Origin of the sequence: Azospirillum baldaniorum, assembly GCF_003119195.2 — a bacterium.
Lineage (GTDB): Bacteria > Pseudomonadota > Alphaproteobacteria > Azospirillales > Azospirillaceae > Azospirillum > Azospirillum baldaniorum.
Genome location: NZ_CP022254.1, coordinates 30,541 through 54,601 on the forward strand (window position 1 = coordinate 30,541; position 24,061 = coordinate 54,601).

The following is a 24,061-nucleotide window of genomic DNA, read 5'->3' on the forward strand; positions in this document are numbered from 1 at the left end:
GCGATCGCGTTGACTTCCGCCCTAACCGTTCCTATAGGTGGCAAAATCGCGTTCGCCCAAATCTCTCGGGTCGGGCTGGGCCAGCGCTTCTCGATTCAACCGGGGCCGTCTTCCCATGCCAGATCTCAGCTCCCGAGCCGCCGTCCTGACCAGCCTCATCGCCCGGCTGCAGGGCCCTGCCGGAACCGGCGAGGCGCTGAGGGAAATTTCGGAAAGCTGTGACGCTGCACGCGCGGCAGGCTTGGGAAGCGATGCTGCGGCGATGGAGACGCTGGACGCCGCGACCGCCGGTCTGGACCCCATTCTTCGGGAATCGGCGCTGGCCCATGTCTCGGGCGATCTTCGCCGATACGTGAACATCCTGGACATGCTGGACCATGTGCTGGACTTGGCGCCGCTTGACGGCATCAACCAGATCTATTGGTCGATGCAGCGCCAGCTTTTCCTGGTGCGGATGGACATGGCGTCGGTTCCGGACTTCACGACCGGCCGGCTGCTCCCCTTCTATGAGCGGTTCCTGCGGCAGCTATCCTCCCGGCTGGGCACAGCTCCGGCCCCGCGCCAGGCGGGGCGGCCGGACACGGGCAAGGTCGTCATCGTGACCAACCAGTTCCTGTCCGACCAGCACCAGCCATCGCGCGACCTGCTGCTGCTTGCGGTCCGGCTGCAGCGGGACCTCGGCCGGACGGTTCTGGTGCTCAACACCAACATGATGCCGGACCGCTACTACAGCCCGTTCATTCCACCCTTCGCCGCCGCCGTCGAGGAACGGCTGTCCGGCGAGCAGACGATCCGGTTCGAGGACGAGACGGTCAGCATGCTGTCCTCCACCGCACCCGGCATCGCCGCGGAGAAGGTGAACGGCTTCCTGGCGGCCGTGGACGCCTTCGATCCGGATCTGGTGATCGCCTTCGGCGGTTCGGTCGTCGTCGCCGATCTTCTGGAGGGCGTGCGCCCGCTGCTGTGCATCCCCACCACGACCGGCCAGACCATCTCGCTCGCCGACATCGTGCTGGACTTCGGAGGCCGAGTGCCCCCCGCCGGTGAGGGGCGGCTGGCCCGCTCCTGGCGGCCTTTCCGCTTCGGCCTGTCGCTGCGCCGCAGCGGCGACACCGCTACGCGCGCGGAGTTTTCCATTCCGGATGCCGCGTTCGCCTGCATCGTCGTCGGCAACCGCCTGGACGCGGAGGTCGATGGCGATTTCCTGGAGTTGCTGGAGCGGATTTTGGACGCGGTGCCGCAGGCGCTGGTGCTGTTCGCCGGGGGAGCGGAGGTCTTGCCCCGCCGGCTGTCCGGCCGCCGCCACGCCGCGAGGCTGCGCTGTCTTGGCCATGTCGACCGCTTGGAGGCTTTGCTCCAACTCGGCGACCTTTTCCTGAATCCACGCCGCACCGGCGGCGGAGCGGGGGCGGCACAGGCGCTGGCCGCCGGATTGCCGGTGCTGTCGCATGCCGGCGGCGATGTGGCCAGCGTGGCCGGCCCCGCCTTCCTGGTCGCGGATGATGAGGCGTTCGTCGCCCGCGCCGCGGCTCTGGCGGCTGATCCGGCGCTGCTTGCCGCGGCGAGAGGCGAGGCCCGTGCCCGCTTCGCGGTGGTGGAGCAGGAGGGGAGCAACCTGCCGCAGCTCGCCGCCTATATGGCCGAGGCGGTCGCGCTGTTCAGGAAGCCGGAGTAAGCCGTGCGATTCCTTCTATGCGGCCAGGGCACGTCCGAAATCCTGTGGTCGATCCATGCGGCTCTGGTGGATCTCGGCCATGAGTCGGTGCTGGCCTTGCCCGACATCTCGCAGGACCTGATCGACCGGCGGATCGACGTCCTGTTCGTTTTGAACCTGTTCGACATTCCCCGCCCGACGGTGGAGATGCTGCGCGTCTACATCGCCGGATTCGGCGCGCCGCCGGCCGTCGTCCACATCTGTCTGAAGCATCCGCTCGAGGAGGTCGGGGCACGCTCGACGGAGCAGATCCGCGAGACCGACCGGTGGATGACGGAAAACAACATTTCCATGTGGTGCATGTGCCGGGGATCGGCGGAACAGTCCGCCCGGCTCGGTCTGACGCGGGTGTTCCACGAGCCGCTCGGTGTCCATCGCTGGATTTACACCAGCCCGGCGCAGGGCGGTTCCGTCGATCTCTACAAGCGCTGGATGTCGCACGGGACACCCGGCCTGCAACGCCATCCCTACGCCGCGATGAAGGGACTGTCCGACACGGAAGAGGCGGAGGCCTCGGTGCGGGACCGCTTCCTCTATCTGGGGCAAGGCTGGCCGGACCACATCGAATCCGGCCGCGAGCCGGTTCCTCCGGCGATCCACCGCCATGCGGAAGCCGTGTCCGCCGCGATGATGGAGCGGCCGACGCTGCACAGGCTGCAGGCCATGGACCTGTGCGGGCTGACGGAATGGTCGGCGGACCCTGCCTGGACGCTGGATTTCAACCGTGCCTTCACCATCGCCTTCGCCGTCGAAAATCGCCGCCGTTTCGCTCTCGCCCTCCGGAGCGGCTTCGGCGAGGTTTTCTCGCTTTGGGGCAACGGCTGGGAACGGTTTGGGATCGCTTCCGAGCCGGTGTCATCCGCGCCACGCAACGCCTATCACGCCGCCGGAGCATGCCTGGATTTCGGCAGCCTCGCCTATGATACGGCGGTCTTCCCAAGGACGCTGGAAATCATCAAACGGGACGGGCTGCCGGTGAGCTGGCGGCACACGGACACGGACCGGCTGTTCGGCCCGCATGAGGATGACCTGACCTTCACCGGCGAGGCGGACGCGCTTCAGATCCTGTCGGCATTGGCCGGAGATGCCGACCGCCGCGCAAGGCTGCGGTCGGCCCATCGGGACTGGGCCTTCGAACACTTGGCCCTCACCGCCATCCTGCCAAGGATCATCGCGAGATTGCAGGACTGAACGGGGCCGTTGTGCATCGCCCGTGCGCAGGGCGCGCGTCGCCGCCGGGCGTCCGGCGCGCCGGATCGGTGGCCCTTATTCGCCCAGCGCGAAGGCCACGGCGGCGGTGGCGTGGAGCGCCGTCGTGTTGAACATCGGGAACTCCGGGCGGTCGGCCTGATCGACCAGCAGGAAGATCTCCGTACAGCCGAGGATCACCCCCTGCGCCCCGTCGGCGGCCAGCCGGTCGATGATCTCCAGGTATTGGGCCTTGGATTCGGGGCGCAGATCGCGCCGCACCAGCTCGTCGAAGATGATGCGGTCCACCGTTGTCTTGTCAGGATCCGACGGCACCATGATCTCGACCCCGAAGCGCGCCTCGTAGCGGCGGCGCAGGTCGTCGGAGAGCATCGTCGGCATGGTGCCCAGCAGGGCGACCCGCGACAGGCCGGCTTCTCGCATCGCGGCACCGGTCGGGTCGGCGATGTGGATGAAGGGGGTGGGGCGCTCCGCCATGATCGGCTCGACCACGCGGTGCATGGTGTTCGACACGCACAGGATCACGTCGGCCCCGGCGCGCTCCAGCGCGTCGACCTTGCCGGACAGGTAGCGGTGCGCGGCGTCCCACTCGTTCCGGCGGACGAAATGCTCGATGTTGCCGAAATTGACGCTGACGATGACGATCTCGCCGTTGTCCCAGCCGCCGAGCCGGGCGTTCAGCCCCTCGTTCAGCAGGCGGTAATATTCGGCGGTGGCCTGGTTGCTCATGCCGCCGAGGACGCCGATGGTCTTCTGGGGCAGGGGCCGGGCGGTGGGCGTCGTCATGTCGTGATCCTGTCGGTTGGGCCGCGGATGATAGAGCGGCCGCAGCGGATCGCCAACCGTTCAGGCCTTTTCCACGGTCCGCCCCTCCTGGGTGAACAGGTAGGGGACGAAGCTGCGGTGGTGCTCGTCCACCGACAGCTGGCTGCCGATGGGCGGGAAGGCGCGCTGCTGGCAGTCGGTGCGCTCGCAGATGCGGCAGTTCACGCCGATGGGCACGGCGGCGGCCTCGTTGGAGGTGTCGATGCCGGCGGCGTAGACGATCTCGTTGGCGTGCGTCGCCTCACAGCCGAGCCCGACGGCGAACTGGCGCGACGGCTTCAGATAGGCGCCGCCGCGCTTGGTCACCGTGCGGGCGATGCCGATGTAGGTGGTGCGGTCGGGCATGGTGGCGAACTGCACCAGGATCTTGCCGGGCTGGGCGAAGGCCTCGTGCACGTTCCACAGCGGGCAGGCGCCGCCGAAGCGCGCGAAGTGGAAGCGCGTGGCCGAATGGCGTTTGGTGATGTTGCCGGCCATGTCCACCCGCACGAAGTAGAAGGGCAACCCCCGCGCCCCCGGCCGCTGGAGGGTGGACAGCCGGTGGCAGACCTGCTCGAAGCTGGCGCCGAAGCGGCTCTGCAACTGCTCGACGTCGTGGCGCAGCGCGCGGGCCTGGGCGGCGAAGGCGCGGTAGGGCAGGACGAGAGCCCCCGCGAAATAGTTGGCGAGCCCGACCCGGCAGATCGACCGCGCGTCCTCGCTGGAGAATTTCGCCTGGACGACGAGATCCTCGATCACGTCGCCGAAGCCGAGCAGGGCGATCTGGTGGGCCATGTGGAAGGCGCGGCTGGGGCCGTTCAGCAGGGCCGACAGGCGCAGCGTGCCGGTGCTGCCGTCGTAGCTGCGCATGGCCGTCTCGCCATCGTCGGCGACGATCTTGACCCGCACGTCGTGCCGCCGCTTCAGGTAGGCGGCCAACTCGTTCAGCAGGGCGCCGGAGTGGATCTTCTCCGTGTCCCACAGCGTTTCCGCCGCCTCGTCCAGCGGGCCGATGTAGTTGTTGCAGTAGTGGAAATAGTCGCGGACCTCCTCGTAGGGGAACTGCGGCCCGGCGAAGGCGTCGCTCGGCTCCTGGTTGGACAGGCTGTCGGCCAGCGACTGCACCCGCTCGTGGAGTTTCTGATAGGCTTGGTGCAGGCTCAGCACGCGGCGGGCCAGCTCAGGGCTGGAGCCGACGGCGCTGCGCAGCTCGGCGTTGGTCAGCGGCGCCCCGGCGAACAGCGGGTCGGCCAGAGCCTCGCGCAGGTCGGCGACGAGACGGCTGTCCTCGTCCTCGACGAAATTGGACAGGTCCACCTCGAACACGGCGGAGATTTTCAGCAGCACCGGCAGGGTCAGCGGGCGCTGGTTGTTCTCGATCTGGTTCAGATAGCTTGGCGACAGGTCCAGCGTCTTGGCCAGCGCCGCCTGGGTCAGTCCGCGCTGTTCGCGCAGGCGGCGGAGCTTGTAGCCGAGGAAGAGCTTCTGCATGGACCCGCCTATCACCCGAAGATTATGCCGAAGTGCATATTTGCAATCTTGGCAAACCGCGCGCTGCGTTTGCAAAGATGTTCGCAACTTCGCACATTTTTCCCGCCCGGCCAATTGCCCTGTTGCAAATCTTGTGAATAATCCAGGCGTTCCGGTGAGGGGACCGCTGCCACAAGGTTCGCAAGGTCCTCCGCCGCTCGCCAAAGTGGGAAACGCCTGATGCAAGAAATTCTGGCCAAGTTGGACGCCATGCGCTCCGGTGCGCGGCTGGGCGGCGGCGAAAAGCGCGTCGCCGGGCAGCACGCCAAGGGCAAGCTGACCGCGCGGGAGCGCATCGAACTCTTCCTCGACGAAGGCTCGTTCGAGGAGTTCGACATGTTCGTGCAGCACCGCTGCAACGACTTCGGCATGGAAGGCCAGAAGGTACCCGGCGACGGCGTGGTCACTGGTCACGGCACGGTGAACGGGCGTCTCGTCTTCGTCTTCAGCCAGGACTTCACCGTCTTCGGCGGCTCGCTGTCGGAAGCCCACGCCGAGAAGATCTGCAAGATCATGGATCAGGCGATGAAGGTCGGCGCGCCGGTCATCGGCCTGAACGATTCCGGCGGCGCCCGCATTCAGGAGGGTGTGGCCTCGCTCGGCGGCTACGCCGAGGTGTTCCAGCGCAACGTCAACGCCTCGGGCGTCATCCCGCAGATCTCCCTGATCATGGGGCCGTGCGCCGGCGGTGCGGTGTATTCGCCGGCCATGACCGACTTCATCTTCATGGTGAAGGACAGCTCCTACATGTTCGTGACCGGCCCGGACGTGGTGAAGACGGTCACGCACGAGGTGGTGACGGCGGAGGAGCTGGGCGGGGCGATCACCCATTCCAGCAAGTCCGGCGTCGCCGACATGGCCTTCGAGAACGACGTGGAGGCACTGCTCCAGCTGCGCCGCTTCATCGACTTCCTGCCGGCCTCCAACCGCGAGCGGGCGCCGGAGCGCCCGACCGCCGACCCGATCGACCGCGACGACCTGTCGCTCGACACGCTGGTGCCTGAGAACCCGAACAAGCCCTATGACATGAAAGAGCTGATCCTCAAGACGGTCGACGAGGGCGACTTCTTCGAGCTTCAGCCCGATTACGCCAAGAACATCATCATCGGCTTCGGCCGCATGAACGGCGGCACGGTCGGCATCGTCGCCAACCAGCCGATGGTGCTCGCCGGCTGCCTGGACATCGACAGCTCCAAGAAGGCCGCGCGCTTCGTGCGCTTCTGCGACGCCTTCGAGATTCCGATCCTGACCCTGGTGGACGTCCCCGGCTTCATGCCCGGCACCTCGCAGGAGTACGGCGGCATCATCAAGCACGGCGCCAAGCTGCTGTTCGCCTACGCCGAGGCGACCGTGCCGAAGATCACCGTCATCACGCGCAAAGCCTACGGCGGCGCCTATGACGTGATGGCGTCCAAGCATCTGCGCGGCGACATCAACTACGCCTGGCCGTCGGCGGAGATCGCGGTGATGGGGCCGAAGGGTGCTGTGGAGATCATCTTCCGCGGCGACATCGGCGACACCGCCAAGATCGAGGCGCGCACCGAGGAGTACCGGCAGAAGTTCGCCAACCCGTTCGTGGCGGCGTCGCGCGGCTACATCGACGACGTCATCATGCCGCACGGCACCCGCCGGCGCGTCATCAAGGCGCTGTCCATGCTGAAGAACAAGCAGCTCCAGAACCCCTGGCGCAAGCACGACAACATCCCGCTCTGAAGGCGCGCCGCCCCATGACGACCCTGTTCTCAAAGATCCTAATCGCGAACCGCGGCGAGATCGCCTGCCGCGTCATCCGCACGGCGCGCCGCCTGGGCATCAAGACGGTCGCCGTCTATTCGGACGCCGACAGGAACGCCCTGCACGTCGAGATGGCCGACGAGGCCGTCCATATCGGCGCCGCCCCCTCGGCGCAGAGCTACCTGCTGATCGACCGCATCGTCGACGCCTGCAAGAAGACCGGCGCCCAGGCCGTCCATCCCGGCTACGGCTTCCTGTCGGAGAAGCGCGAGTTCCAGGAGGCGCTGGCCGCGGCCGGGATCGCCTTCATCGGCCCGGACGCCCACGCCATCCAGGCCATGGGCGACAAGATCGAGTCGAAGAAGCTGGCCAAGGCCGCCGGCGTCAGCACGGTGCCCGGCTATCTGGGCGTCATCGCCGACGACAGCGAGGCTGTGACCATCGCCCGCGACATCGGCTACCCGGTGATGATCAAGGCGTCGGCCGGCGGCGGCGGCAAGGGCATGCGCGTGGCCTGGAACGACGAGGAGGCCCGCGAAGGCTTCCGCTCGGCCCAGAACGAGGCGCGCTCCTCCTTCGCCGACGACCGCGTCTTCGTCGAGAAGTACATCCAGCAGCCGCGCCACATCGAGATCCAGGTGTTGGCGGACGGGCAGGGCACGGCCCTGTATTTGGGCGAGCGCGAATGCTCGATCCAGCGCCGTCACCAGAAGGTCATCGAAGAGGCGCCGTCGCCCTTCCTCGACGCCGCCACCCGCAAGGCGATGGGCGAGCAGGCCGTGGCCCTGGCCCGCGCCGTGGATTACAAGTCCGCCGGCACGGTCGAGTTCATCGTCGATGCCGAGCGCAACTTCTACTTCCTGGAAATGAACACCCGCCTCCAGGTGGAGCATCCGGTCACCGAGCTGGTCACCGGCCTCGACCTCGTCGAGCTGATGATCCGCGTCGCGGCGGGCGAGAAGCTGACGCTCAAGCAGGAGGATATCCACCTGCACGGCTGGGCCATCGAGTCCCGCGTCTACGCCGAGGACCCGTTCCGCAACTTCCTGCCCTCCACCGGCCGGCTGACCCACTACCGTCCGCCGTCGGAGGACCCGCATGTCCGCGTCGACACCGGCGTCTACGAGGGCGGCGAGATCTCCATGTACTACGACCCCATGATCGCCAAGCTGTGCAGCTGGGGTTCGACGCGCGACGCCGCCATCGCCCGCATGCGCGAGGCGCTGGACCAGTATTACATCCGCGGCGTCAGCCACAACATCCCGTTCCTCGCCTCGCTGATGGCCAACCAGCGCTTCGTCGAAGGCCGGCTGACCACCAACTTCATCGCCGAGGAATACCCGACCGGCTTCCACGCCTCCGACCTGCCGCCGGAGGAGCCGGCGGTCCTGATCGCCGTCGCCGCGGTGATCCATCGCTGCCTGAACGACCGCGACATCCAGATCTCCGGTAAGATGCCGGGCAACAAGGTCCGGGTGCGCGACGACTGGGTCGTGGTGATGGACGGCACGCAGCACCCGGTCCATGTCCGCCCGACGGACGGCAGCCCGCAGCGCATCGGCTACACCGTCGATTTCGAGGGCAGGCACCATGTGGTGTGGAGCGACTGGACGCTCGGCCAGCCGCTGTTCCGCGGCACGGTGAACGGCGCGCATGTCTGCGTCCAGGTGGACCGCGTCGGCGTCGGCTACCGCCTGTCCCACTCCGGCAGCCAGGCGCTGGTCAAGGTGCTGACGCCGAACGCCGCGCGGCTCGACGCGCTGATGCCGGTGAAGGCGCCGCCGGACATGTCGAAGTTCCTGCTGTCGCCGATGCCCGGCCTGCTCGTCTCGGTCGCGGTGACCGAGGGGCAGGAGGTCAAGGCCGGCGAGGTGCTGGCCGTGGTCGAGGCGATGAAGATGGAAAACATCCTGCGCGCGGCGCAGGATGGCACGGTGTCCAAGGTGCACGCGACGCCCGGCTCCAGCCTGGCGGTCGATCAGAAGATCCTGGAGTTCGCGTGAGCCAAGCGGGCTCCGACATATAGGGAAAGGTAAGGACGATGGCTTTCGCAAACACGCTGACGCAGCGTGCCGCTTCGCTTCTCGAGACGGTCGCCCCGCGGGGCGGCCTGCTCACCGCCGCCACCGCGGCGGTTCTGGGCAGCCTGCTCCTGGCCGCCTCGGCCAAGGTGCAGGTGCCCTTCTGGCCGGTTCCGATGACGATGCAGAGCATGGTCGTCATCCTGCTCGGCATGGCTTACGGCAGCCGCCTCGCCACGGCGACGGTTCTGCTGTACCTGCTGGAAGGCCTCGCCGGTCTGCCGGTCTTCGCCGGTCCGGGCGCCGGCCCGGCCTACATGGCCGGCCCGACCGCCGGGTACCTGCTGGGCTTCGTCCTGGCCGCCGGCGTCACCGGCTGGCTGGCCGAGCGCGGCTGGGACCGCAGCCCGCTCAAGGCCGTCGGCGCCCTGGCGATCGGCCATGCCCTGCTGTTCGTTCCGGGCGTGGCCTGGATGGCCGTCCTGTTCGGCGGCGAGAAGGCCGTCGCTCTGGGCCTGACGCCGTTCCTGGCCGCCACGGTCCTGAAGACCGCGCTGGGTGCCGCGATCATGCAGGCCGCCTGGAAGGTCGTCGCCCGCCGGTCGCAGGGCTGAGGGTAGGGGAGCTTGCTTGCCCCCACCCTAACCCTCCCCCGCGCAGCGGGGGAGGGCCGGGGTGGGGGCAAGTGACTCATCCATTTCATTGATCGTTTCAAATCATTCGAACCAAGAAGCCGTGTCGAGGAGACGTCCCATGAGCGAGTTCCCGAAGAAGACCCAGGCCGACTGGCAGACCCTGGCCGCCAAGGACCTGGGCGCCAACGGGACGCTCGAAGACCTCGTCTGGAAGACTCCGGAAGGGCTGGACGTCAAGGCCCTCTACACCGCCGACGATCTGGAAGGGCTGGAGCTGGACAGCCTGCCCGGCTTCCCGCCCTTCACCCGCGGCCCGCGCGCCACGATGTACGCGGTGAAGCCCTGGACCATCCGCCAGTACGCCGGGTTCTCGACCGCCGAGGACTCCAACGCCTTCTACAAGGCGAACCTGAAAGCCGGGCAGATGGGCCTGTCGGTCGCCTTCGATCTCGCCACCCACCGCGGCTATGACAGCGACCACCCGCGCGTGGTCGGCGACGTGGGCAAGGCCGGCGTGGCCATCGACAGCGTCGAGGACATGAAGATCCTCTTCGACGGCATCCCGCTCGACAAGATGTCGGTGTCGATGACCATGAACGGCGCGGTGCTGCCGATCCTCGCCGGCTACATCGTCGCCGCGGAGGAGCAGGGTGTCAGTCAGGACAAGCTGAGCGGGACCATCCAGAACGACATCCTCAAGGAGTTCATGGTCCGCAACACCTACATCTACCCGCCCGAACCCTCGATGCGGATCATCGCGGACATCATCGAGTACACGGCGCTGAACATGCCGAAGTTCAACTCGATCTCGATTTCCGGTTACCACATGCAGGAGGCCGGGGCGACCGCGGTGCAGGAGTTGGCCTTCACCATCGCCGACGGCCTCGAATATGTCCGCGCCGCCATGTCCAAGGGGCTGCCGGTCGACAAGTTCGCGCCGCGCCTGTCCTTCTTCTTCTCCATCGGCATGAACTTCTTCATGGAGATCGCCAAGCTGCGCGCCGCGCGCCTGCTCTGGTCGACCCTGATGAAGCAGAAGTTCGACCCGAAGGACGCCCGCTCGCTGGCCCTGCGCACCCACTGCCAGACCTCCGGCGTCAGCCTGACCGAGCAGGACCCTTACAACAACGTCATCCGCACCACCATCGAGGCGATGGCCGCCGTGCTGGGCGGCACCCAGTCGCTGCACACCAACGCCTTCGACGAGGCGCTGGGCCTGCCGACCAAATTCTCCGCCCGCATCGCCCGCAACACCCAGCTCATCATCGCCGAGGAGTCGGGCGTCACCAACGTGGTCGATCCGCTGGGCGGCTCCTACTACATCGAGAATCTGACCCACAGCCTCGCCAACGCCGCGCTCGACCTCATCAACAAGGTCGAGGATCTGGGCGGCATGACCAAGGCGGTGGACAGCGGCATGCCCAAGCTGCTGATCGAGGAGGCCGCCGCCCGCCGGCAGGCCCGCGTCGACCGCGCCGAGGAGGTGATCGTCGGCGTCAACAAGTACCGTCCGGAGAACCCCGAGATGGTCGACGTGCTGGACATCGACAACACGGCGGTCCGCGAATCCCAGATCGCCCGACTGAACAGCGTGCGCGCCAACCGCGACGACGCCAAGTGCCGCGCCGCCCTGGAGGCCCTGACCAAGGCCGCCACGGAGAAGTCCGGCAACCTGCTCGCCCTGGCGGTGGAGGCCACCCGCGCCCGTGCCACGGTCGGCGAGATTTCCGACGCGCTGGAGAAGGCCTTCACCCGCCATGTCGCGGTCATTCGCTCCGTCTCTGGCGTCTACGGCGCCGCCTATGAGGGCGACGAGGGCTTCAAGAGGATCCAGGAGGAGGTGTCCGCCTTCGCCGCCGAGGAGGGCCGCCGCCCGCGCATCCTCGTCGTGAAGATGGGACAGGACGGGCACGACCGTGGCGCCAAGGTCATCGCCACCAGTTTCGCCGACATTGGCTTCGACGTGGACATCGGGCCGCTGTTCCAGACCCCGGAGGAGGCTGCCCGTCAGGCGGTGGAGAACGACGTGCACGTCATCGGCGTGTCGTCCCAGGCCGCCGGCCACAAGACGCTGGTCCCGCAGCTGGTCGAGGAGCTGCGCCGCCAAGGCGCCGGGGACATCCTGGTTGTCTGCGGCGGCGTGATCCCCCCGCAGGACTACGACTACCTCTACAAGGCGGGCGCCGCCGCCATCTACGGCCCCGGCACCAACATCCCGAAGGCCGCCTCCGACATCCTGGCCATCCTGCGCAAGCAGAAGGCCGCGGCGTAGAGCGGCGCCAGCACTTTTCCCTCCCCCGCCCAGCGGGGGAGGGCTAGGGTGGGGGCTCCTTCAAGAACGCGCTCCACTTCCCTTGTCCATCACCGCCGAAACCGACCTCTACGCCCCCGTCAAAGCCTTCCTCGAAGCCCAGGGCTACGATGTGAAGGCCGAAATCCATGGCTGCGACCTCGTCGCGGTGCGCGGGGCCGAGCCGCCGCTGATCGTCGAGCTGAAGAAGCGCTTCACCCTGGACCTGCTGCTTCAGGGGGTCGACCGGCTCGCCCTGACCGACACCGTCTATCTCGCCGTGCCGCAGCCGGGGCGCAAGGCCAGCGGTGCATCGCCCCACGACAGCGGGGTGCGCAAGCTCTGCCGGCGGCTGGGCGTCGGGCTGCTGATCGTCGACATCGGCCGGGCCGCTGGGCATGAGGTGGAGGTTCTGCTCGACCCCGTTCCCTACAGCCCGCGCAAGGACAGGACGCGCGCCGCCCGCCTGCTGGGAGAGCATACGCGGCGCCGCGGCGATCCCAACCGGGGCGGCTCCACCCGCGTGCCGATCGTCACCGCCTACCGTCAGGACGCGCTGCGCTGCGCCCGGCTGTTGCAGGCCGGGCCGCTGTCGCTGAAGGCGCTGCGCGCGGCCGGGGCACCGAAGGACGCCGCGGCCATCCTTCAACGCAACGTCTATGGCTGGTTCGAGCGCATCGCCAAGGGCACCTATGGGCTGAGCGAGGCCGGCGTCCAGGGTGTGGAGACCTTCGCCCACGCGCTCGCCGCCGAATAGGCGTGCTTTACCGTGCCGTCGCGCACCAACGCCGCCAGAGCGTGCGGAAGGCGGCCTCATAGGCGCGGGCCAGCGCCGGAACGTCGCCCAGCGGAGAGGACATGACACGGCTCCGCAGACCCGCGCGCAAGGTGGCCAGCGCGTCGAGGTCGCCGGCCAGCGCCACCGCGCGGGCGGCGTAGGCGTCGGCATCGGGCGCGATCAGCTCGGACAGTCCGGCCGAGACCATCATCGCGGATCCCACCCGCGCGATTCCCAGGTCCCGGAGACGGCCCGCCGGCACGATCACCGGTACCCCCATCCACAGCGCCTCGCAGGTCGTGGTGTGGCCGTTGTAGGGGTAGGGGTCCAGTCCGATGTCCATGTCGTTGTAGTCGGCGAGGTTGGCGTGGATGCCGGCCGGCGGGCGGCGAAGCTCCAGCCGGTCCGAGGCCACGCCGTGGCAGGCGAACAGCGCCGTCAGGTGGGCGCGCGAGGCCGGATCGCGCATCGCCTTGTACTTCAGCAGCAGACGGGAGTTCGGGACGGCCCTCAGCACGCCCGCCCACAGGGCCGCCGTTTCCTCGGTGATCTTGCTGAGGTTGTTGAAGGAGCCGAACGTGATGAAGCCGTTGCGCGACGCCGGCAGCGGACCGACCTCCGGCGCTTCGGGCGGTCCCTGATAGGCCCAGGAGAAGCGGGGCAGCCGCAGCAGCGGCTCGGCGTAATGGGCCTCTTCCCCCGGCGGGGCAAGCAGGGCGTCGGTGATGCAGGCGTCGAAGCGGTCGATGCCGGTCGTCACGATGTTCACCGCCGTGGTCACCTGCACCGGCGCCGGGCGCCGGGTGAAGACGCCCAGCCGGTTGCCCGCGGTGTGGGAGGCCAGATCCACCAGAATGTCCACCCCGTCCTGCCGGACCCGGACGGCCAACTCCTCCTCGGTCAGGGCGGCCGCGTCGCACCAACGGTCGGCCAGGGCGCGGAAGCGCTCCGTCTTGGCGTCGGGGGCGGTGGCGGTCGAATAGAAGAACAACTCCACCAGCGACCGGTCGAAGGCGCGGAACAGCGGCTCCATGTAGAAGGAGAAGGCGTGGTTGCGGAAGTCGCCGGACACCAGTCCGACGCGCAGGCGGCGGTCCGGGTCGGGTTCGTTGGCTGGGCGCGGCAGGGGCTCTGCCACGGCGAAACGCTCCGCCCAGCGCCGTGATTCCTCCAGCAAACCCGCACCGTCCTGACCGTTGCGGTAGAGCAGAGCGCACAGGTATCGGCTGCGCGCGTCGCGGTCGTCGGGGTCGAGCCGGACAGCCCGTTGGAGCAGCGGCAGCGATTCCTCCACCCGTCCCATCAGACCCAGCGCCCCGGCGAGGTTGCTGAACGCACCCGCGTGGCCAGGATGCAGCGCGAGCGCCCGCCGCGCCGCCTCGGCCGCCGCGCCGTAGCGTCCCAAGGTCTCGCAGGCGGCGGACAGGTTGACCCAGCCCTCCACATGGCCCGGCTGCACGGAAAGCGCCCGCCGGCAGGCTGTGGCGCCGTCCGCGGTGCGACCGGTCTCGTCGAGCAGCAGGCCGAGGTTGCTCAGGGCTTCGGCGTGGCCGGGGGCGAGCGCCAGCGTATGGCGGAATTCCCGCATCGCTCCGCTCCGGTCACCCAGCGCATAGAGCGCCGCCGCGCGGTCGAAGCGGATGCCCGCATCCTCCGGCAGCAGCCCCACCGACCGTTCCAGGAGCGCTGCGGCCTCCGCACGCCGCCCGGCGTCGCGGTGGGGGCGCGCCATGATCTGCAGCAGCAGGGCGGCGCGTCCCGCGGCGCGGTGGTCGCCGGGCATCAGCCGCACCGCGCGCTCCAGCGCCGTGACCGCCGCTTCGCGCAAATGGATGCCGCCATGGGGCAGGGCGTTGCCGAAGCGGTACCAGCCCTCCGCCGCATCGGGGGCCAGCGACAGAGCGCGGCGATGGGCGGCGGCGGCCCGCTCCGGCTGCCCCGCGGCGTCGAGGATGTTGGCGAGGTTGGCGGGATAATCCGCCGCGTCGGGGCGCAGCGCCATGGCCTCGCCGATCAGCGCCGCGGCCTGTTCCACGCGCCCGGCCTGCCCGCACAGCACGCCCAGCAGGTGGCGGGCGTCGGCCTGCTCGGGGGCGGCCTCCAGGATGCGCCCGTACAGGATCTCCGCCTCCGCCAACCGCCCGTTCATGTGGTGGTCGAGCGCGGCGGCGAGGGCTTCGGCTATGGTCGCCAGGGCGGGCCTCCGGTGTACATGGGGCGGGCGGATCAGATGGCTTTTTCGCCCATCGCGGTCCCGCCGTCCACCGTCCGAAGAAAGGTCACTCCACGAAATCCTCGCGGCTGAGGCCGTAGCGCTTCAGCTTGTCGTAGAAGGTCTTGCGCGGAATGTTCAGCGCCTCGATGGCGGCCTTCACGCTGCCTTTGCAACGGGCCAACTCGCTTTCGATCAGGCTCTTCTCGAACAGGTCCACCTGCTCCGCCAGCGACAGGCCGCTGCGGCCCGCCGCCATCGCCGGAGCGGCGCCGCCCACCGCGGACAGCGCGTCGTCCAGCCCCAGCACGAAGCGGTCGGCGGCGTTGCGCAGCTCGCGGACGTTGCCGGGCCAGTCGTGGGCCGCCAGCCGCTGCACCTGCGCCGGGCTGGGCGCGCGGGGCTCGCGGTTGTAGCGCGCGGCGGCCTGGAGGACGAAATGCTGGAACAGCAGGGGGATGTCATCGCGGCGGTCGCGCAGCGGCGGGATGGTCACCACGACGACATTGAGCCGGTAATAGAGATCCTCGCGGAACTTGCCCTCGCTGGCCGCCTTGCGCAGGTCGACCTTGGTCGCGGCGACGACGCGCAGGTCCACGGGGATCAGCTCGTTCGAGCCGAGCGGCTCCACCACCCGCTCCTGGATCACGCGCAGCAGCTTGACCTGGAGCGAGAGCGGCATGCTCTCGATCTCGTCGAGGAAGAGCGTGCCGCCGCTGGCGTGCTCGATGCGCCCGACGCGGCGCTTGCCGGCCCCGGTGAAGGCCCCGGCCTCGTGCCCGAACAGCTCGCTCTCGAAGATCGCCTCGGGCATGGCGCCGCAGTTCAGGGCGACGAAGGGGTGCTTGCGCCGGCCGCTGCCGGCGTGGAGGGCGCGGGCGACCATCTCCTTGCCGGTGCCGGTCTCGCCCAGCACCAGAACGTCGGCGTCGGTGTCGGCCACCGCGGCGATGGCGCCGCGCAGCCGCTCGATCCCCGGCGTCCGCCCGACGATGGGCGAGGTCTCCCCGGCGGGCAACCCGGCCAGCTGGTCGCGCAGGCGCCGGTTCTCCAGCACAAGCCGGCGCTTCTCCACCGCGCGCCGCGTCACCTCGACCAGCCGGTCGGAGGGGAAGGGCTTTTCCAGGAAATCGTAGGCGCCGCGCCGCATCGCCTCCACCGCCATCGGCACGTCGCCGTGGCCGGTGATCAGGATGACCGGCAGTTCGGGGTCGAGCGCGAGGGCGCGCTCCATCAGCTCCAGCCCGTCGATCTGCGGCATGCGCACGTCGGTGACCAGGGCGCCCGGCCAGTCGCGGCCGAGATGGCGCAACGCGCGCTCCGCCCCGTCGCAAGCGGTGACGTCGAAGCCCGCCAGTTCCAGCGCCTGCTGCCCGGCGAGACGGACGGACCGCTCGTCGTCCACGAAGAGGACGGAGCCGCCCGGGGCGATGCTGCCGGTCGTCATGTCTGGATATCCCTGCGCTTGAGGCGGATGGTGAAGAGGGCGCCGCCCTCCGGATGGTTGGCGGCGGTCAGGCTGCCGCCGAAATCCTCGACGATGCCGTGGCTGATCGACAGGCCGAGGCCGAGCCCGTCGCCCGCCTCCTTGGTCGTGAAGAAGGGCACGAACATGCGCGGCAGGTCGGCCTCCGCGATGCCGGGGCCGCTGTCGCGGACGGTCAGCACCGCCTCCTCCCCCTCCGCGGCCAGAGCGATGCGGACATGGCGGTGGGGGGAGGCGCGCATGGCGTCGGCGGCGTTGCCGATCAGGTTGACCAGCACCTGCTGCAACCGCACGTCCTCGCCGGTGACCAGCAGGGGGCCGGGCGGCAGATCGGTGTCCACCGTCACGGACTCGCGGCGCAGCCGGGCCTCCAGCAGGGCCAGCGCCTGTCCGATGGCGGCAGCGGCGGAGACGGCACCCAGCGTGCCCGAGGCGCGCCGGGCGAAGCCCTTCAGGCTGCGGGTGATGGCGGCCATGCGGTCGGTCAGGTCGGCGATCTCCGCCAGATTGTCGCGCACCGCGTCCGGCCGTCCGCGCTCCAGCAGAACCACCGCGTTGTCGGCGAAGCTGCGGATGGCGGCGAGCGGCTGGTTGATCTCGTGGGCCATGGCCGCCGACATCTGGCCCAGCGCCGCCAGCTTGGCCGCCTGGGTCAGCTCGTTCTCGGTGGCGCGCAGTTCCGCCGTGGCGGCGGCCACGCGGCGCTCCAGCTCGGCCCGCGCCTCCTCCTGGAGGGCCAGCCGCTCCACGAGGTTGAGGCGGCGCTGGGCCAGCGCGTGGCCGGTCAGGGCGGCCAGCGCCACCACCGCGGCGGCGAGCAGCCCGGCCTGCTGGGCGCGGGTGGCGACCGGGGCGAGGCTGGTCAGGGCGTGGATCGTCCAGTCGCCGCCGGGCACCGCGGCGGATTGCAGGAGGTAGCGCCGCTCCGCGTTGCCCTCCCTCAGCGTGATGCGGTCGGATGCCCCGCCGAAGGCCCAGGGCAGGGTGGGGATCTCCTCGGTCGCGGGGACCGCCGCCGCGGGCAGCGTGACCGGCAGGCGGCGGGGCAGGGCGTTGTAGCGCCAGCCCTCGACGTTGGTGATGAAGACGACGCCGTCGCGGTCGGAGACCAGAACCTTCTCCTGGCCGTGCGACCAGGCGCGTTCCAACTCCTGGAAGCCGACCTTCAGGACCACAACGCCGGCTGGCCGGCCGCCCGGCCGCCCATCTGTGCGGTTTTCCGCCACCACCCGCTGCGCCGTGTAGTAGCCGGGGACGAGCGAGGTGGTGCCGAGCGCGAAATGATGTCCTTCCCCCCGCTCCATGGCCGACTGGAAATAGGGGCGGTAGCTGAAATTCTGCCCGACGAAGCTGGGCGAGGCGTTCCAGTTGCTGGCCGCGACGGTGGTGCCCGCCCCGTTCATCACATAGAGGGCGGACGCATTCAGCGTCGCCGCGATGGCCTCCAGCTTGCGGTTCAGGCGGTCCACCCGCTCCGGGCTGGGGTCGCGCAGCAGGTCGGCGACCTCCTGGTCGCGGGCGAGCACCATCGGCACGGCGGCGTGCCGCTCCAATTCCGTGCGCAGGTTGGATTCGTACAGCGACAGTTGCGCCGACCCCTGTTCGCGCAGGGATTCGCCGGCATTGTCCGCCGCCAGGCCCGCGGCCACCGCCGCCGCCAGCGGCATGCCGACGACCAGCACGGCCAGCATCACCCGCCGCGGACGGGCGAACAGGAGGGGCATCCGCCGGGCAACCCAGTCGCGGCTTTGCGAAAATGTCCAGCGGGTGGGGGCGATCCTAACCAACGGTCCTCAATCCATGCTGCGCCGCAACAAGGCATCGCAATGTGCGGATTTTCGCACATGGATTCCGCCCCTGTCGTGCGGATTCTGACCCACGCGTTCCGTCAGAGCGCTGCGATTGCTCGTTTTTACTTTTGGCACACCGTTTGCTTTGACAAGGGCATGACGGGCAGGCCGCCGACCGCGAGACAAGAGCGGCAGCCCATTTCAGGAACGCCACGAGGAGACGAACATGCACGCCCAAGGGCAGCCCCAGAAAAAGCCATTCTACACGAACCTGACGGTTCAGGTTCTGACCGCGATCACCATCGGCATTCTGCTCGGCCATTTCTATCCGGCCCTTGCGGTGCAGATGAAGCCCCTGGGCGACGTCTTCATCAAGATGATCAAGATGGTCATCGGCCCTATCGTTTTCCTGACCGTGGTCACCGGCATCTCCTCGATCGGCGACATGAAGAAGGTCGGCAAGGTCGGCGGCAAGGCGATCCTGTACTTCGAGATCGTCACCACCTTCGCCCTAGGACTCGGCCTGCTGGTCGTCAATCTGGTGAAGCCGGGCTCGGGAATGAACATCCAGGCCGGCTCGCTGAAGGCTGATGCCGTCGCCAAATACGCGACCGAGGCGCAGAACCACACGACCATCGACTTCCTGGTCAACATCGTCCCGGACAACGTCATCGGCGCCTTCGTCAAGGGCGACATGCTGCAGATCCTGTTCTTCGCGGTGATCTTCGGCGTCGCGCTGTCCGCCATGGGCCAGAAGGGCAAGGTGGTCGAGGACATGTTCGAGAAGGTGTCGCACGCCCTGTTCGGCGTCATCGGCATCCTGATGCGCGTCGCCCCGCTGGGTGCGTTCGGCGCGATGTCCTTCACCATCGGCAAGTACGGCGTGTCGTCGCTGACCTCGCTCGGCCAGCTGATGGCGGCGGTCTACATCACGATGGCGCTGTTCGTCTTCGTCGTGCTGGGCAGCATCGCCCGCCTGTACAACTTCAGCCTCCTGACCTTCCTGCGCTACATCAAGGACGAGCTGCTGATCGTGCTCGGCACCTCCTCGTCGGAGTCCGTGCTGCCGCGCATGATGGAGAAGATGCAGAAGTTCGGCTGCTCCAAGCATGTCGTCGGCCTCGTCATCCCCACCGGCTACTCGTTCAACCTGGATGGCACCTCCATCTACCTGTCGATGGCCGCGATCTTCATCGCCCAGGCCTTCAACATCGACCTGACGATCTGGCAGCAGCTGACCATCCTCGGCCTGCTGATGCTGACCTCGAAGGGTGCGGCTGCGGTTACCGGCGGCGGCTTCGTGACGCTGGCGGCCACCCTGTCGGCCACCGGCCATCTGCCGATCGAAGGTCTGGCGCTGCTGCTCGGTGTGGACCGCTTCATGTCGGAAGCCCGCGCCATCACCAACCTGATCGGCAACGGCGTCGCCACCATCGTGGTCGCCAAGATGGAAGGCGAGTTCGACGAGAGCAAGGCGGTCGCCGAATACCAGGAGCACTTCAAGGAACCGGCTCTGGCCCGCATCTGACGCGGGTCCGGCCTCCCGTTCCAGGGGGTGAAAAGGAGGGGGCGGTCCGCCGCGGGCTGCCCCTTTCCCATTCCGGTGCCCGGACAATTCGGGTATAAGCCGGAGGGGAAACAGTTCGTCGTTCGGCAAATTAACTGAAATCAAGTTAAAAGGGGAGAGGACGTATGTCCGGCGACTTCGACGCGATGGCGCTTGAGTACCACCGGAATCCGAAGCCCGGTAAGTTGGCGATCGTCGCCACCAAGCCCATGGCGAACCAGCGCGACCTCGCGCTGGCCTACTCGCCGGGCGTGGCAGCGGCGTCCAGCGCCATCGCCGCCGACCCGGCCCAGGCCGCGGAGCTGACGGCCCGCGCGAACCTCGTCGCGGTCATCACCAACGGCACGGCGGTGCTGGGCCTGGGCGACATCGGTCCGATGGCCGCCAAGCCCGTTATGGAGGGCAAGGCCGTCCTCTTCAAGAAGTTCGCCGGCATCGACTGCTTCGACCTGGAGCTGAACGAGAAGGACGTCGACGGTCTGGTCGACACCATCGTCCGGCTGGAGCCGACCTTCGGCGCCATCAACCTGGAAGACATCGCCGCCCCCGCCTGCTTCGAGGTGGAGCGCCGCTGCCGCGAGCGGATGAAGATCCCGGTCTTCCACGACGACCAGCACGGCACCGCCATCGTGGTGGGTGCGGCCGTCCTGAACGGGCTGAAGCTGGTCGGCAAGGACATCTCCACCGTCAAGGTCGTCTCCACCGGCGGCGGGGCCGCGGGCATCGCCTGCCTGGACCTGATGCTCAGCCTTGGCGTCAAGCGCGAGAATGTCTGGCTGGTCGACCGCATCGGCGTGGTCCACAAGGGCCGCAACGAGGAGATGAACCCCTACAAGGACGCCTACGCGCAGGAGACGGACGCCCGTGTTCTGAACGACGTCATCGACGGGGCGGACATCTTCCTCGGCCTGTCTGGCGCCAAGGTGCTGAAGCCGGAGATGCTGGTCCGCATGGCGGACAAGCCGCTGGTGCTGGCGCTGGCCAACCCGGAGCCGGAGATCATGCCGGACGTTGCCCGGCAGGCCCGCCCCGACGCGATCATCGCCACCGGCCGCTCGGACTTCCCCAACCAGGTCAACAACGTCCTCTGCTTCCCCTTCATCTTCCGCGGCGCGCTCGACGTGGGCGCGACGACGGTGAACGAGGAGATGAAGATCGCCGCCACCCACGCCATGGCCAGCCTTGCCCAGGCCGAGCCGTCGGACGTGGTGGCCGCCGCCTATGTCGGCGAGAACCTGCGCTTCGGCCCGGACTACATCCTGCCGAAGCCCTTCGACCCGCGTCTGGTGATCGAGGTGTCCTCGGCGGTCGCCAAGGCCGCCATGGAGTCGGGCGTGGCGACGCGGCCGATCGTCGATTTCCGCGCCTACCGCGACAGCCTCGGCCAGTATGTCTTCCGCTCCGGCCTCGTCATGAAGCCGGTCATCACCAAGGCGAAGGCGGCGCCCAAGCGCATCGTCTACGCCGAGGGCGAGGAGCCGCGCGTCCTGCGCTGCGCCCAGGTGGTGGTGGACGACGGCATTGCCCATCCGGTCCTGCTCGGCCGCGCCGACGTGATCGAGCGGACGATCGCCGACATGGGCCTGCGCATCCGCATCGGCAAGGACGTGGAGGTGATCGAAGCCGCCCGTGACCTGCGCTGCCACAACTACGCCGAGGTCTACCGGCAGCTCATGGGTCGCCGCGGCGTGTCGCCGGCCAACGCGCTGAACGTCGTGCGCACCCAGCCGAGCGTCTTCGGCGCGCTGATGGTCCGCCGGGGCGAGGCCGACGGTATGGTCTGCGGCACCTCGGGCCGCTACGGCGACCATTTCAACCACGTCATGGACGTGATCGGCCTGCGCAAGGGCGTGAAGGTCGCCGGCGCGATGAACGGTCTGATCTCGCAGAAGGGCACGCACTTCATCTGCGACACCTACGTCAACCCCGACCCGACCGCCGAGCAGGTGGCCGAGATCGCCCGGCTGGCGGCGGAAGAGGTGAAGCGCTTCGGCATCGAGCCGAAGGTGGCGCTGCTTTCCCACTCCAACTTCGGCAGCGCGGACACCCCGTCGGCGCGCAAGATGCGGCTGGCCTACCAGCTCATCGCCGAGGAGAACCCCGACCTGGAGGTGGACGGCGAGATGCACGCCGACGCCGCCCTGTCGGAGGTGCTGCGCAAGGGCGTGCTGCCCGACAGCCGCCTGAAGGGCGAGGCGAACCTGCTGGTCATGCCGACCCTGGACGCCGCCAACATCGCCTTCAACATGCTGAAGATCATGGCCGACGCGCAGAATGTCGGGCCGATGCTGCTGGGCGCCGCGCGTCCCGTGCACATCGTGACCCCGTCGGTGACCACGCGCGGTCTGGTCAACATGACGGCGGTGGCGGTGGTCGACGCCCAACTCGCCGCCCCGGTCAACGCCGCCCCGCGTCCCCCGGCGCTGCAGGACGGCGAGGACTGAGCAACCGCGACCGCGGGGCCGGACGGTGCTTGCACCGCTCCGGTTCCGCGGGCCACTCTGCCGGGATGAGTCCCGACGCCCCTTCCCGCGATGACCTGTCCTCCCTGACGGCGTCGGCCGCCCGCCATCACGCCGAAGGCCGGCTGGCCGAGGCGGTGACCGCCTACACCGACGCCTTGCGGCTGGATCGCCGCAACCCGGCGCTGCTCTACGGCTTCGGGCTGGTGCTGCGCGATCTCGGACAGATGGACGGGGCCGCCACATGCTTCGAGGCGGCCTTCGCCCTTGATCCCCGGTTCGTGGACGCGGCCGACAGCCTTGGCACCTTGCGCGCCGGCCAGGGCCGTTTCGCCGAGGCCGAAGCCTGCCACCGCGCCGCTCTGGCCCACAGCGCCGACCGGGCGACGTTCTGGAACAATCTGGCCAACGCGCTGAGCCGGCAAGGCCGGGTCGTCGAGGCCCTGGCGGCGTGGCGGCGCGCCATCCTGCTCGACCCGGCCTTGCCGGAGGGGCTGTCCAACCTCGGCGGCGGGCTGCGCGACACCGAGCGGCTGGACGAGGCCGAGCGGGCGCACCGCCGCGCGCTGCGGCTGATGCCGGACGAGCCGCAGGCCAACAACAACTTCGGCCACGCGTTGCAGGCGCGGCTGCGCCATACGGAGGCGGCCCGCTGGTTCCGCCGTGCCCTGGCGCTCGACCCCGGTTACGCGGCGGCGCTCTGCAATCTCGGTCTGGCGGTTCAGCGCCTGAGCGACGACGGGCTGGCGGACCGTCTGTACGGGCGGGCGCTCCGCGTAAGTCCCGACTTGCCGCTGGCCCGGTTCAACCGCGGTCTGCTGCGGCTGGAGCGCGGCGAACTGGCGGAGGGTTGGGCCGGCTATGGCTGGCGCTTCGCGTCCGGTCAGGCCGGCGGGACGCGCCAGCCGCGGCTGCCGGCGTGGCGCGGCGAGGATCTGGCGGGCAAGCGCCTGCTGATCTGGGGCGAGCAGGGGGTGGGCGACACCATCCTGTTCTCCTCCCTCTGCGCGGAGGCCATCGCCCGCGCCCGTTCCGTGGTGATCGAAACCGACCGGCGGCTGGTGCCCCTGTTCGCCCGCTCCTTCCCCGCCGCGCTGGTCCGTTCCCGACGGAGCGACGCGGGCACCGTGCCCGATTGCGACCTGCACACGCCCATCGGTTCCCTGGCGCGGGTCTTTCGCCGCGACCTGTCCGCCTTCGCCGGTGCTGCTGGTGGCTGGCTGGCCCCCGACCCGGTTCGGGTGGCGTTCTGGCGTGACCGTGTCGCTGCGCTTGGCCCCGGCCTTCGCGTGGGGATCGGCTGGCGCAGCGCGCTGATGACCGAATCGCGCCGTGCCGCCTACAGCCGGCTCGACCAGTGGGGGGCTTTGTTCGCCGTGCCGGGCGTGGTGTTCGTCAACCTCCAGTATGGCGCGTGCGAGGCCGAGCGGGTTGCGGCGGAGGACCGGTTCGGCGTTGCCGTCCATCGTTGGGACGATCTCGACCTGACCGACGACTTCGATGGGACGGCGGCGCTGATGGCGAATCTGGATCTGGTGATCGCGCCCGCCACGGCGGTTGGAGAACTGGCGGCGGCGCTCGGCGTGCCGGTCTGGCGCTTTGGCGGGTCGGACTGGACCCAGCTCGGCACCGCGGTGCGCCCCTGGTTTCCGGCGCAGCGCCTGTTCCGGCCGCGCGGCGGGGAGGACCTCCAGGACGTGCTGAACCGGATGGCCGCACAACTCTCCCGGCGGCCTATCTGAAATTTCGGCGAAAAACAATTCGCAACTTTACGTGCTTTGCGGTAAAGTGGGGATCCAGCGATCCATTCGCGCTTCTCCGTTCGGGGG

The 24,061-nt window shown here is 68.9% G+C and carries 15 protein-coding genes; 10 read left to right on the forward strand and 5 right to left on the reverse strand.

Annotated features, from left to right (window positions below; all coding sequences use genetic code 11):
- Positions 1 to 115: 115 nt before the first annotated feature.
- Both Sp245p_RS14500 and Sp245p_RS14505 read left to right on the forward strand, forming a co-directional pair.
- A complete protein-coding gene (locus tag Sp245p_RS14500) occupies positions 116 to 1,675 on the forward strand; it encodes a glycosyltransferase (RefSeq protein ID WP_014198530.1) in 1,560 nt (519 codons plus the stop codon).
- Between the two features lie 3 nt (positions 1,676 to 1,678).
- On the forward strand, positions 1,679 to 2,905 hold the full coding sequence (locus tag Sp245p_RS14505) for a glycosyltransferase family protein (RefSeq protein ID WP_014198531.1): 1,227 nt from the start codon (positions 1,679 to 1,681) through the stop codon (positions 2,903 to 2,905).
- 75 nt (positions 2,906 to 2,980) lie between these two features.
- On the opposite strand, the gene Sp245p_RS14510 is transcribed toward Sp245p_RS14505, so the two are convergent.
- Positions 2,981 to 3,709: an aspartate/glutamate racemase family protein gene (locus tag Sp245p_RS14510; RefSeq protein WP_014198532.1), complete on the reverse strand. Its 729-nt coding sequence runs from the start codon at positions 3,707 to 3,709 to the stop codon at positions 2,981 to 2,983.
- Between the two features lie 60 nt (positions 3,710 to 3,769).
- Complete coding sequence (locus Sp245p_RS14515; protein WP_014198533.1) at positions 3,770 to 5,218, reverse strand: helix-turn-helix domain-containing protein; 1,449 nt, start codon at positions 5,216 to 5,218, stop codon at positions 3,770 to 3,772.
- A gap of 219 nt (positions 5,219 to 5,437) precedes the next feature.
- Here Sp245p_RS14515 and Sp245p_RS14520 point away from each other — a divergent pair, with 219 nt between their 5' ends.
- The 5 genes from Sp245p_RS14520 (at position 5,438) to Sp245p_RS14540 (ending at position 12,694) form a co-directional block, all read left to right on the forward strand.
- On the forward strand, positions 5,438 to 6,970 hold the full coding sequence (locus tag Sp245p_RS14520; protein ID WP_014198534.1) for an acyl-CoA carboxylase subunit beta: 1,533 nt from the start codon (positions 5,438 to 5,440) through the stop codon (positions 6,968 to 6,970).
- 23 nt (positions 6,971 to 6,993) lie between these two features.
- On the forward strand, positions 6,994 to 8,994 hold the full coding sequence (gene accC / locus Sp245p_RS14525) for an acetyl-CoA carboxylase biotin carboxylase subunit (protein ID WP_041812960.1): 2,001 nt from the start codon (positions 6,994 to 6,996) through the stop codon (positions 8,992 to 8,994).
- Between the two features lie 38 nt (positions 8,995 to 9,032).
- The gene (locus Sp245p_RS14530) at positions 9,033 to 9,626 is read left to right on the forward strand and encodes a biotin transporter BioY (protein ID WP_014198536.1); all 594 of its coding nucleotides are present in this window, start codon (positions 9,033 to 9,035) and stop codon (positions 9,624 to 9,626) included.
- Between the two features lie 139 nt (positions 9,627 to 9,765).
- The gene (scpA, locus tag Sp245p_RS14535) at positions 9,766 to 11,919 is read left to right on the forward strand and encodes a methylmalonyl-CoA mutase (protein WP_014198537.1); all 2,154 of its coding nucleotides are present in this window, start codon (positions 9,766 to 9,768) and stop codon (positions 11,917 to 11,919) included.
- 82 nt (positions 11,920 to 12,001) lie between these two features.
- Positions 12,002 to 12,694: a DUF2161 domain-containing phosphodiesterase gene (locus tag Sp245p_RS14540; RefSeq protein ID WP_014198538.1), complete on the forward strand. Its 693-nt coding sequence runs from the start codon at positions 12,002 to 12,004 to the stop codon at positions 12,692 to 12,694.
- A gap of 7 nt (positions 12,695 to 12,701) precedes the next feature.
- Here Sp245p_RS14540 and Sp245p_RS14545 read toward each other — a convergent pair whose 3' ends face one another.
- From Sp245p_RS14545 to Sp245p_RS14555, 3 genes are all read right to left on the reverse strand, one after another.
- Positions 12,702 to 14,864 (reverse strand): tetratricopeptide repeat protein, encoded by a 2,163-nt coding sequence (locus tag Sp245p_RS14545; protein WP_014198539.1) that lies wholly within the window; start codon positions 14,862 to 14,864, stop codon positions 12,702 to 12,704.
- Between the two features lie 130 nt (positions 14,865 to 14,994).
- On the reverse strand, positions 14,995 to 16,374 hold the full coding sequence (locus tag Sp245p_RS14550) for a sigma-54-dependent transcriptional regulator (RefSeq protein WP_014198540.1): 1,380 nt from the start codon (positions 16,372 to 16,374) through the stop codon (positions 14,995 to 14,997).
- Complete coding sequence (locus tag Sp245p_RS14555) at positions 16,371 to 18,137, reverse strand: sensor histidine kinase (protein WP_014198541.1); 1,767 nt, start codon at positions 18,135 to 18,137, stop codon at positions 16,371 to 16,373. Before Sp245p_RS14555 ends, Sp245p_RS14550 begins: the two co-directional genes overlap by 4 nt.
- Positions 18,138 to 18,429: 292 nt before the next feature.
- Here Sp245p_RS14555 and Sp245p_RS14560 point away from each other — a divergent pair, with 292 nt between their 5' ends.
- The 3 genes from Sp245p_RS14560 (at position 18,430) to Sp245p_RS14570 (ending at position 23,974) form a co-directional block, all read left to right on the forward strand.
- Positions 18,430 to 19,731 carry a dicarboxylate/amino acid:cation symporter gene (locus Sp245p_RS14560; RefSeq protein ID WP_014198542.1) on the forward strand — a complete coding sequence of 434 codons (1,302 nt, stop codon included), beginning with the start codon at positions 18,430 to 18,432 and terminating at the stop codon, positions 19,729 to 19,731.
- Between the two features lie 164 nt (positions 19,732 to 19,895).
- Positions 19,896 to 22,214 carry an NADP-dependent malic enzyme gene (locus tag Sp245p_RS14565; RefSeq protein WP_014198543.1) on the forward strand — a complete coding sequence of 773 codons (2,319 nt, stop codon included), beginning with the start codon at positions 19,896 to 19,898 and terminating at the stop codon, positions 22,212 to 22,214.
- Between the two features lie 65 nt (positions 22,215 to 22,279).
- Positions 22,280 to 23,974 (forward strand): tetratricopeptide repeat protein, encoded by a 1,695-nt coding sequence (locus Sp245p_RS14570; RefSeq protein ID WP_014198544.1) that lies wholly within the window; start codon positions 22,280 to 22,282, stop codon positions 23,972 to 23,974.
- The last annotated feature ends 87 nt before the right edge of the window (positions 23,975 to 24,061 follow it).

Excerpts from the sequence above, each read along its gene's own strand:
- Sp245p_RS14520 (WP_014198534.1), top strand. The coding sequence starts at position 5,438 with ATGCAAGAAATTCTGGCCAAGTTGGACGCCATGCGCTCCGGTGCGCGG.
- Sp245p_RS14565 (WP_014198543.1), top strand. The coding sequence starts at position 19,896 with ATGTCCGGCGACTTCGACGCGATGGCGCTTGAGTACCACCGGAATCCG.
- Sp245p_RS14510 (WP_014198532.1), bottom strand. The coding sequence starts at position 3,709 with ATGACGACGCCCACCGCCCGGCCCCTGCCCCAGAAGACCATCGGCGTC.
- Sp245p_RS14570 (WP_014198544.1), top strand. The coding sequence starts at position 22,280 with ATGAGTCCCGACGCCCCTTCCCGCGATGACCTGTCCTCCCTGACGGCG.
- Sp245p_RS14500 (WP_014198530.1), top strand. The coding sequence starts at position 116 with ATGCCAGATCTCAGCTCCCGAGCCGCCGTCCTGACCAGCCTCATCGCC.
- scpA (WP_014198537.1), top strand. The coding sequence starts at position 9,766 with ATGAGCGAGTTCCCGAAGAAGACCCAGGCCGACTGGCAGACCCTGGCC.
- Sp245p_RS14545 (WP_014198539.1), bottom strand. The coding sequence starts at position 14,864 with ATGAACGGGCGGTTGGCGGAGGCGGAGATCCTGTACGGGCGCATCCTG.
- Sp245p_RS14530 (WP_014198536.1), top strand. The coding sequence starts at position 9,033 with ATGGCTTTCGCAAACACGCTGACGCAGCGTGCCGCTTCGCTTCTCGAG.
- Sp245p_RS14515 (WP_014198533.1), bottom strand. The coding sequence starts at position 5,218 with ATGCAGAAGCTCTTCCTCGGCTACAAGCTCCGCCGCCTGCGCGAACAG.
- Sp245p_RS14555 (WP_014198541.1), bottom strand. The coding sequence starts at position 18,137 with ATGCCCCTCCTGTTCGCCCGTCCGCGGCGGGTGATGCTGGCCGTGCTG.
- Sp245p_RS14560 (WP_014198542.1), top strand. The coding sequence starts at position 18,430 with ATGCACGCCCAAGGGCAGCCCCAGAAAAAGCCATTCTACACGAACCTG.
- Sp245p_RS14550 (WP_014198540.1), bottom strand. The coding sequence starts at position 16,374 with ATGACGACCGGCAGCATCGCCCCGGGCGGCTCCGTCCTCTTCGTGGAC.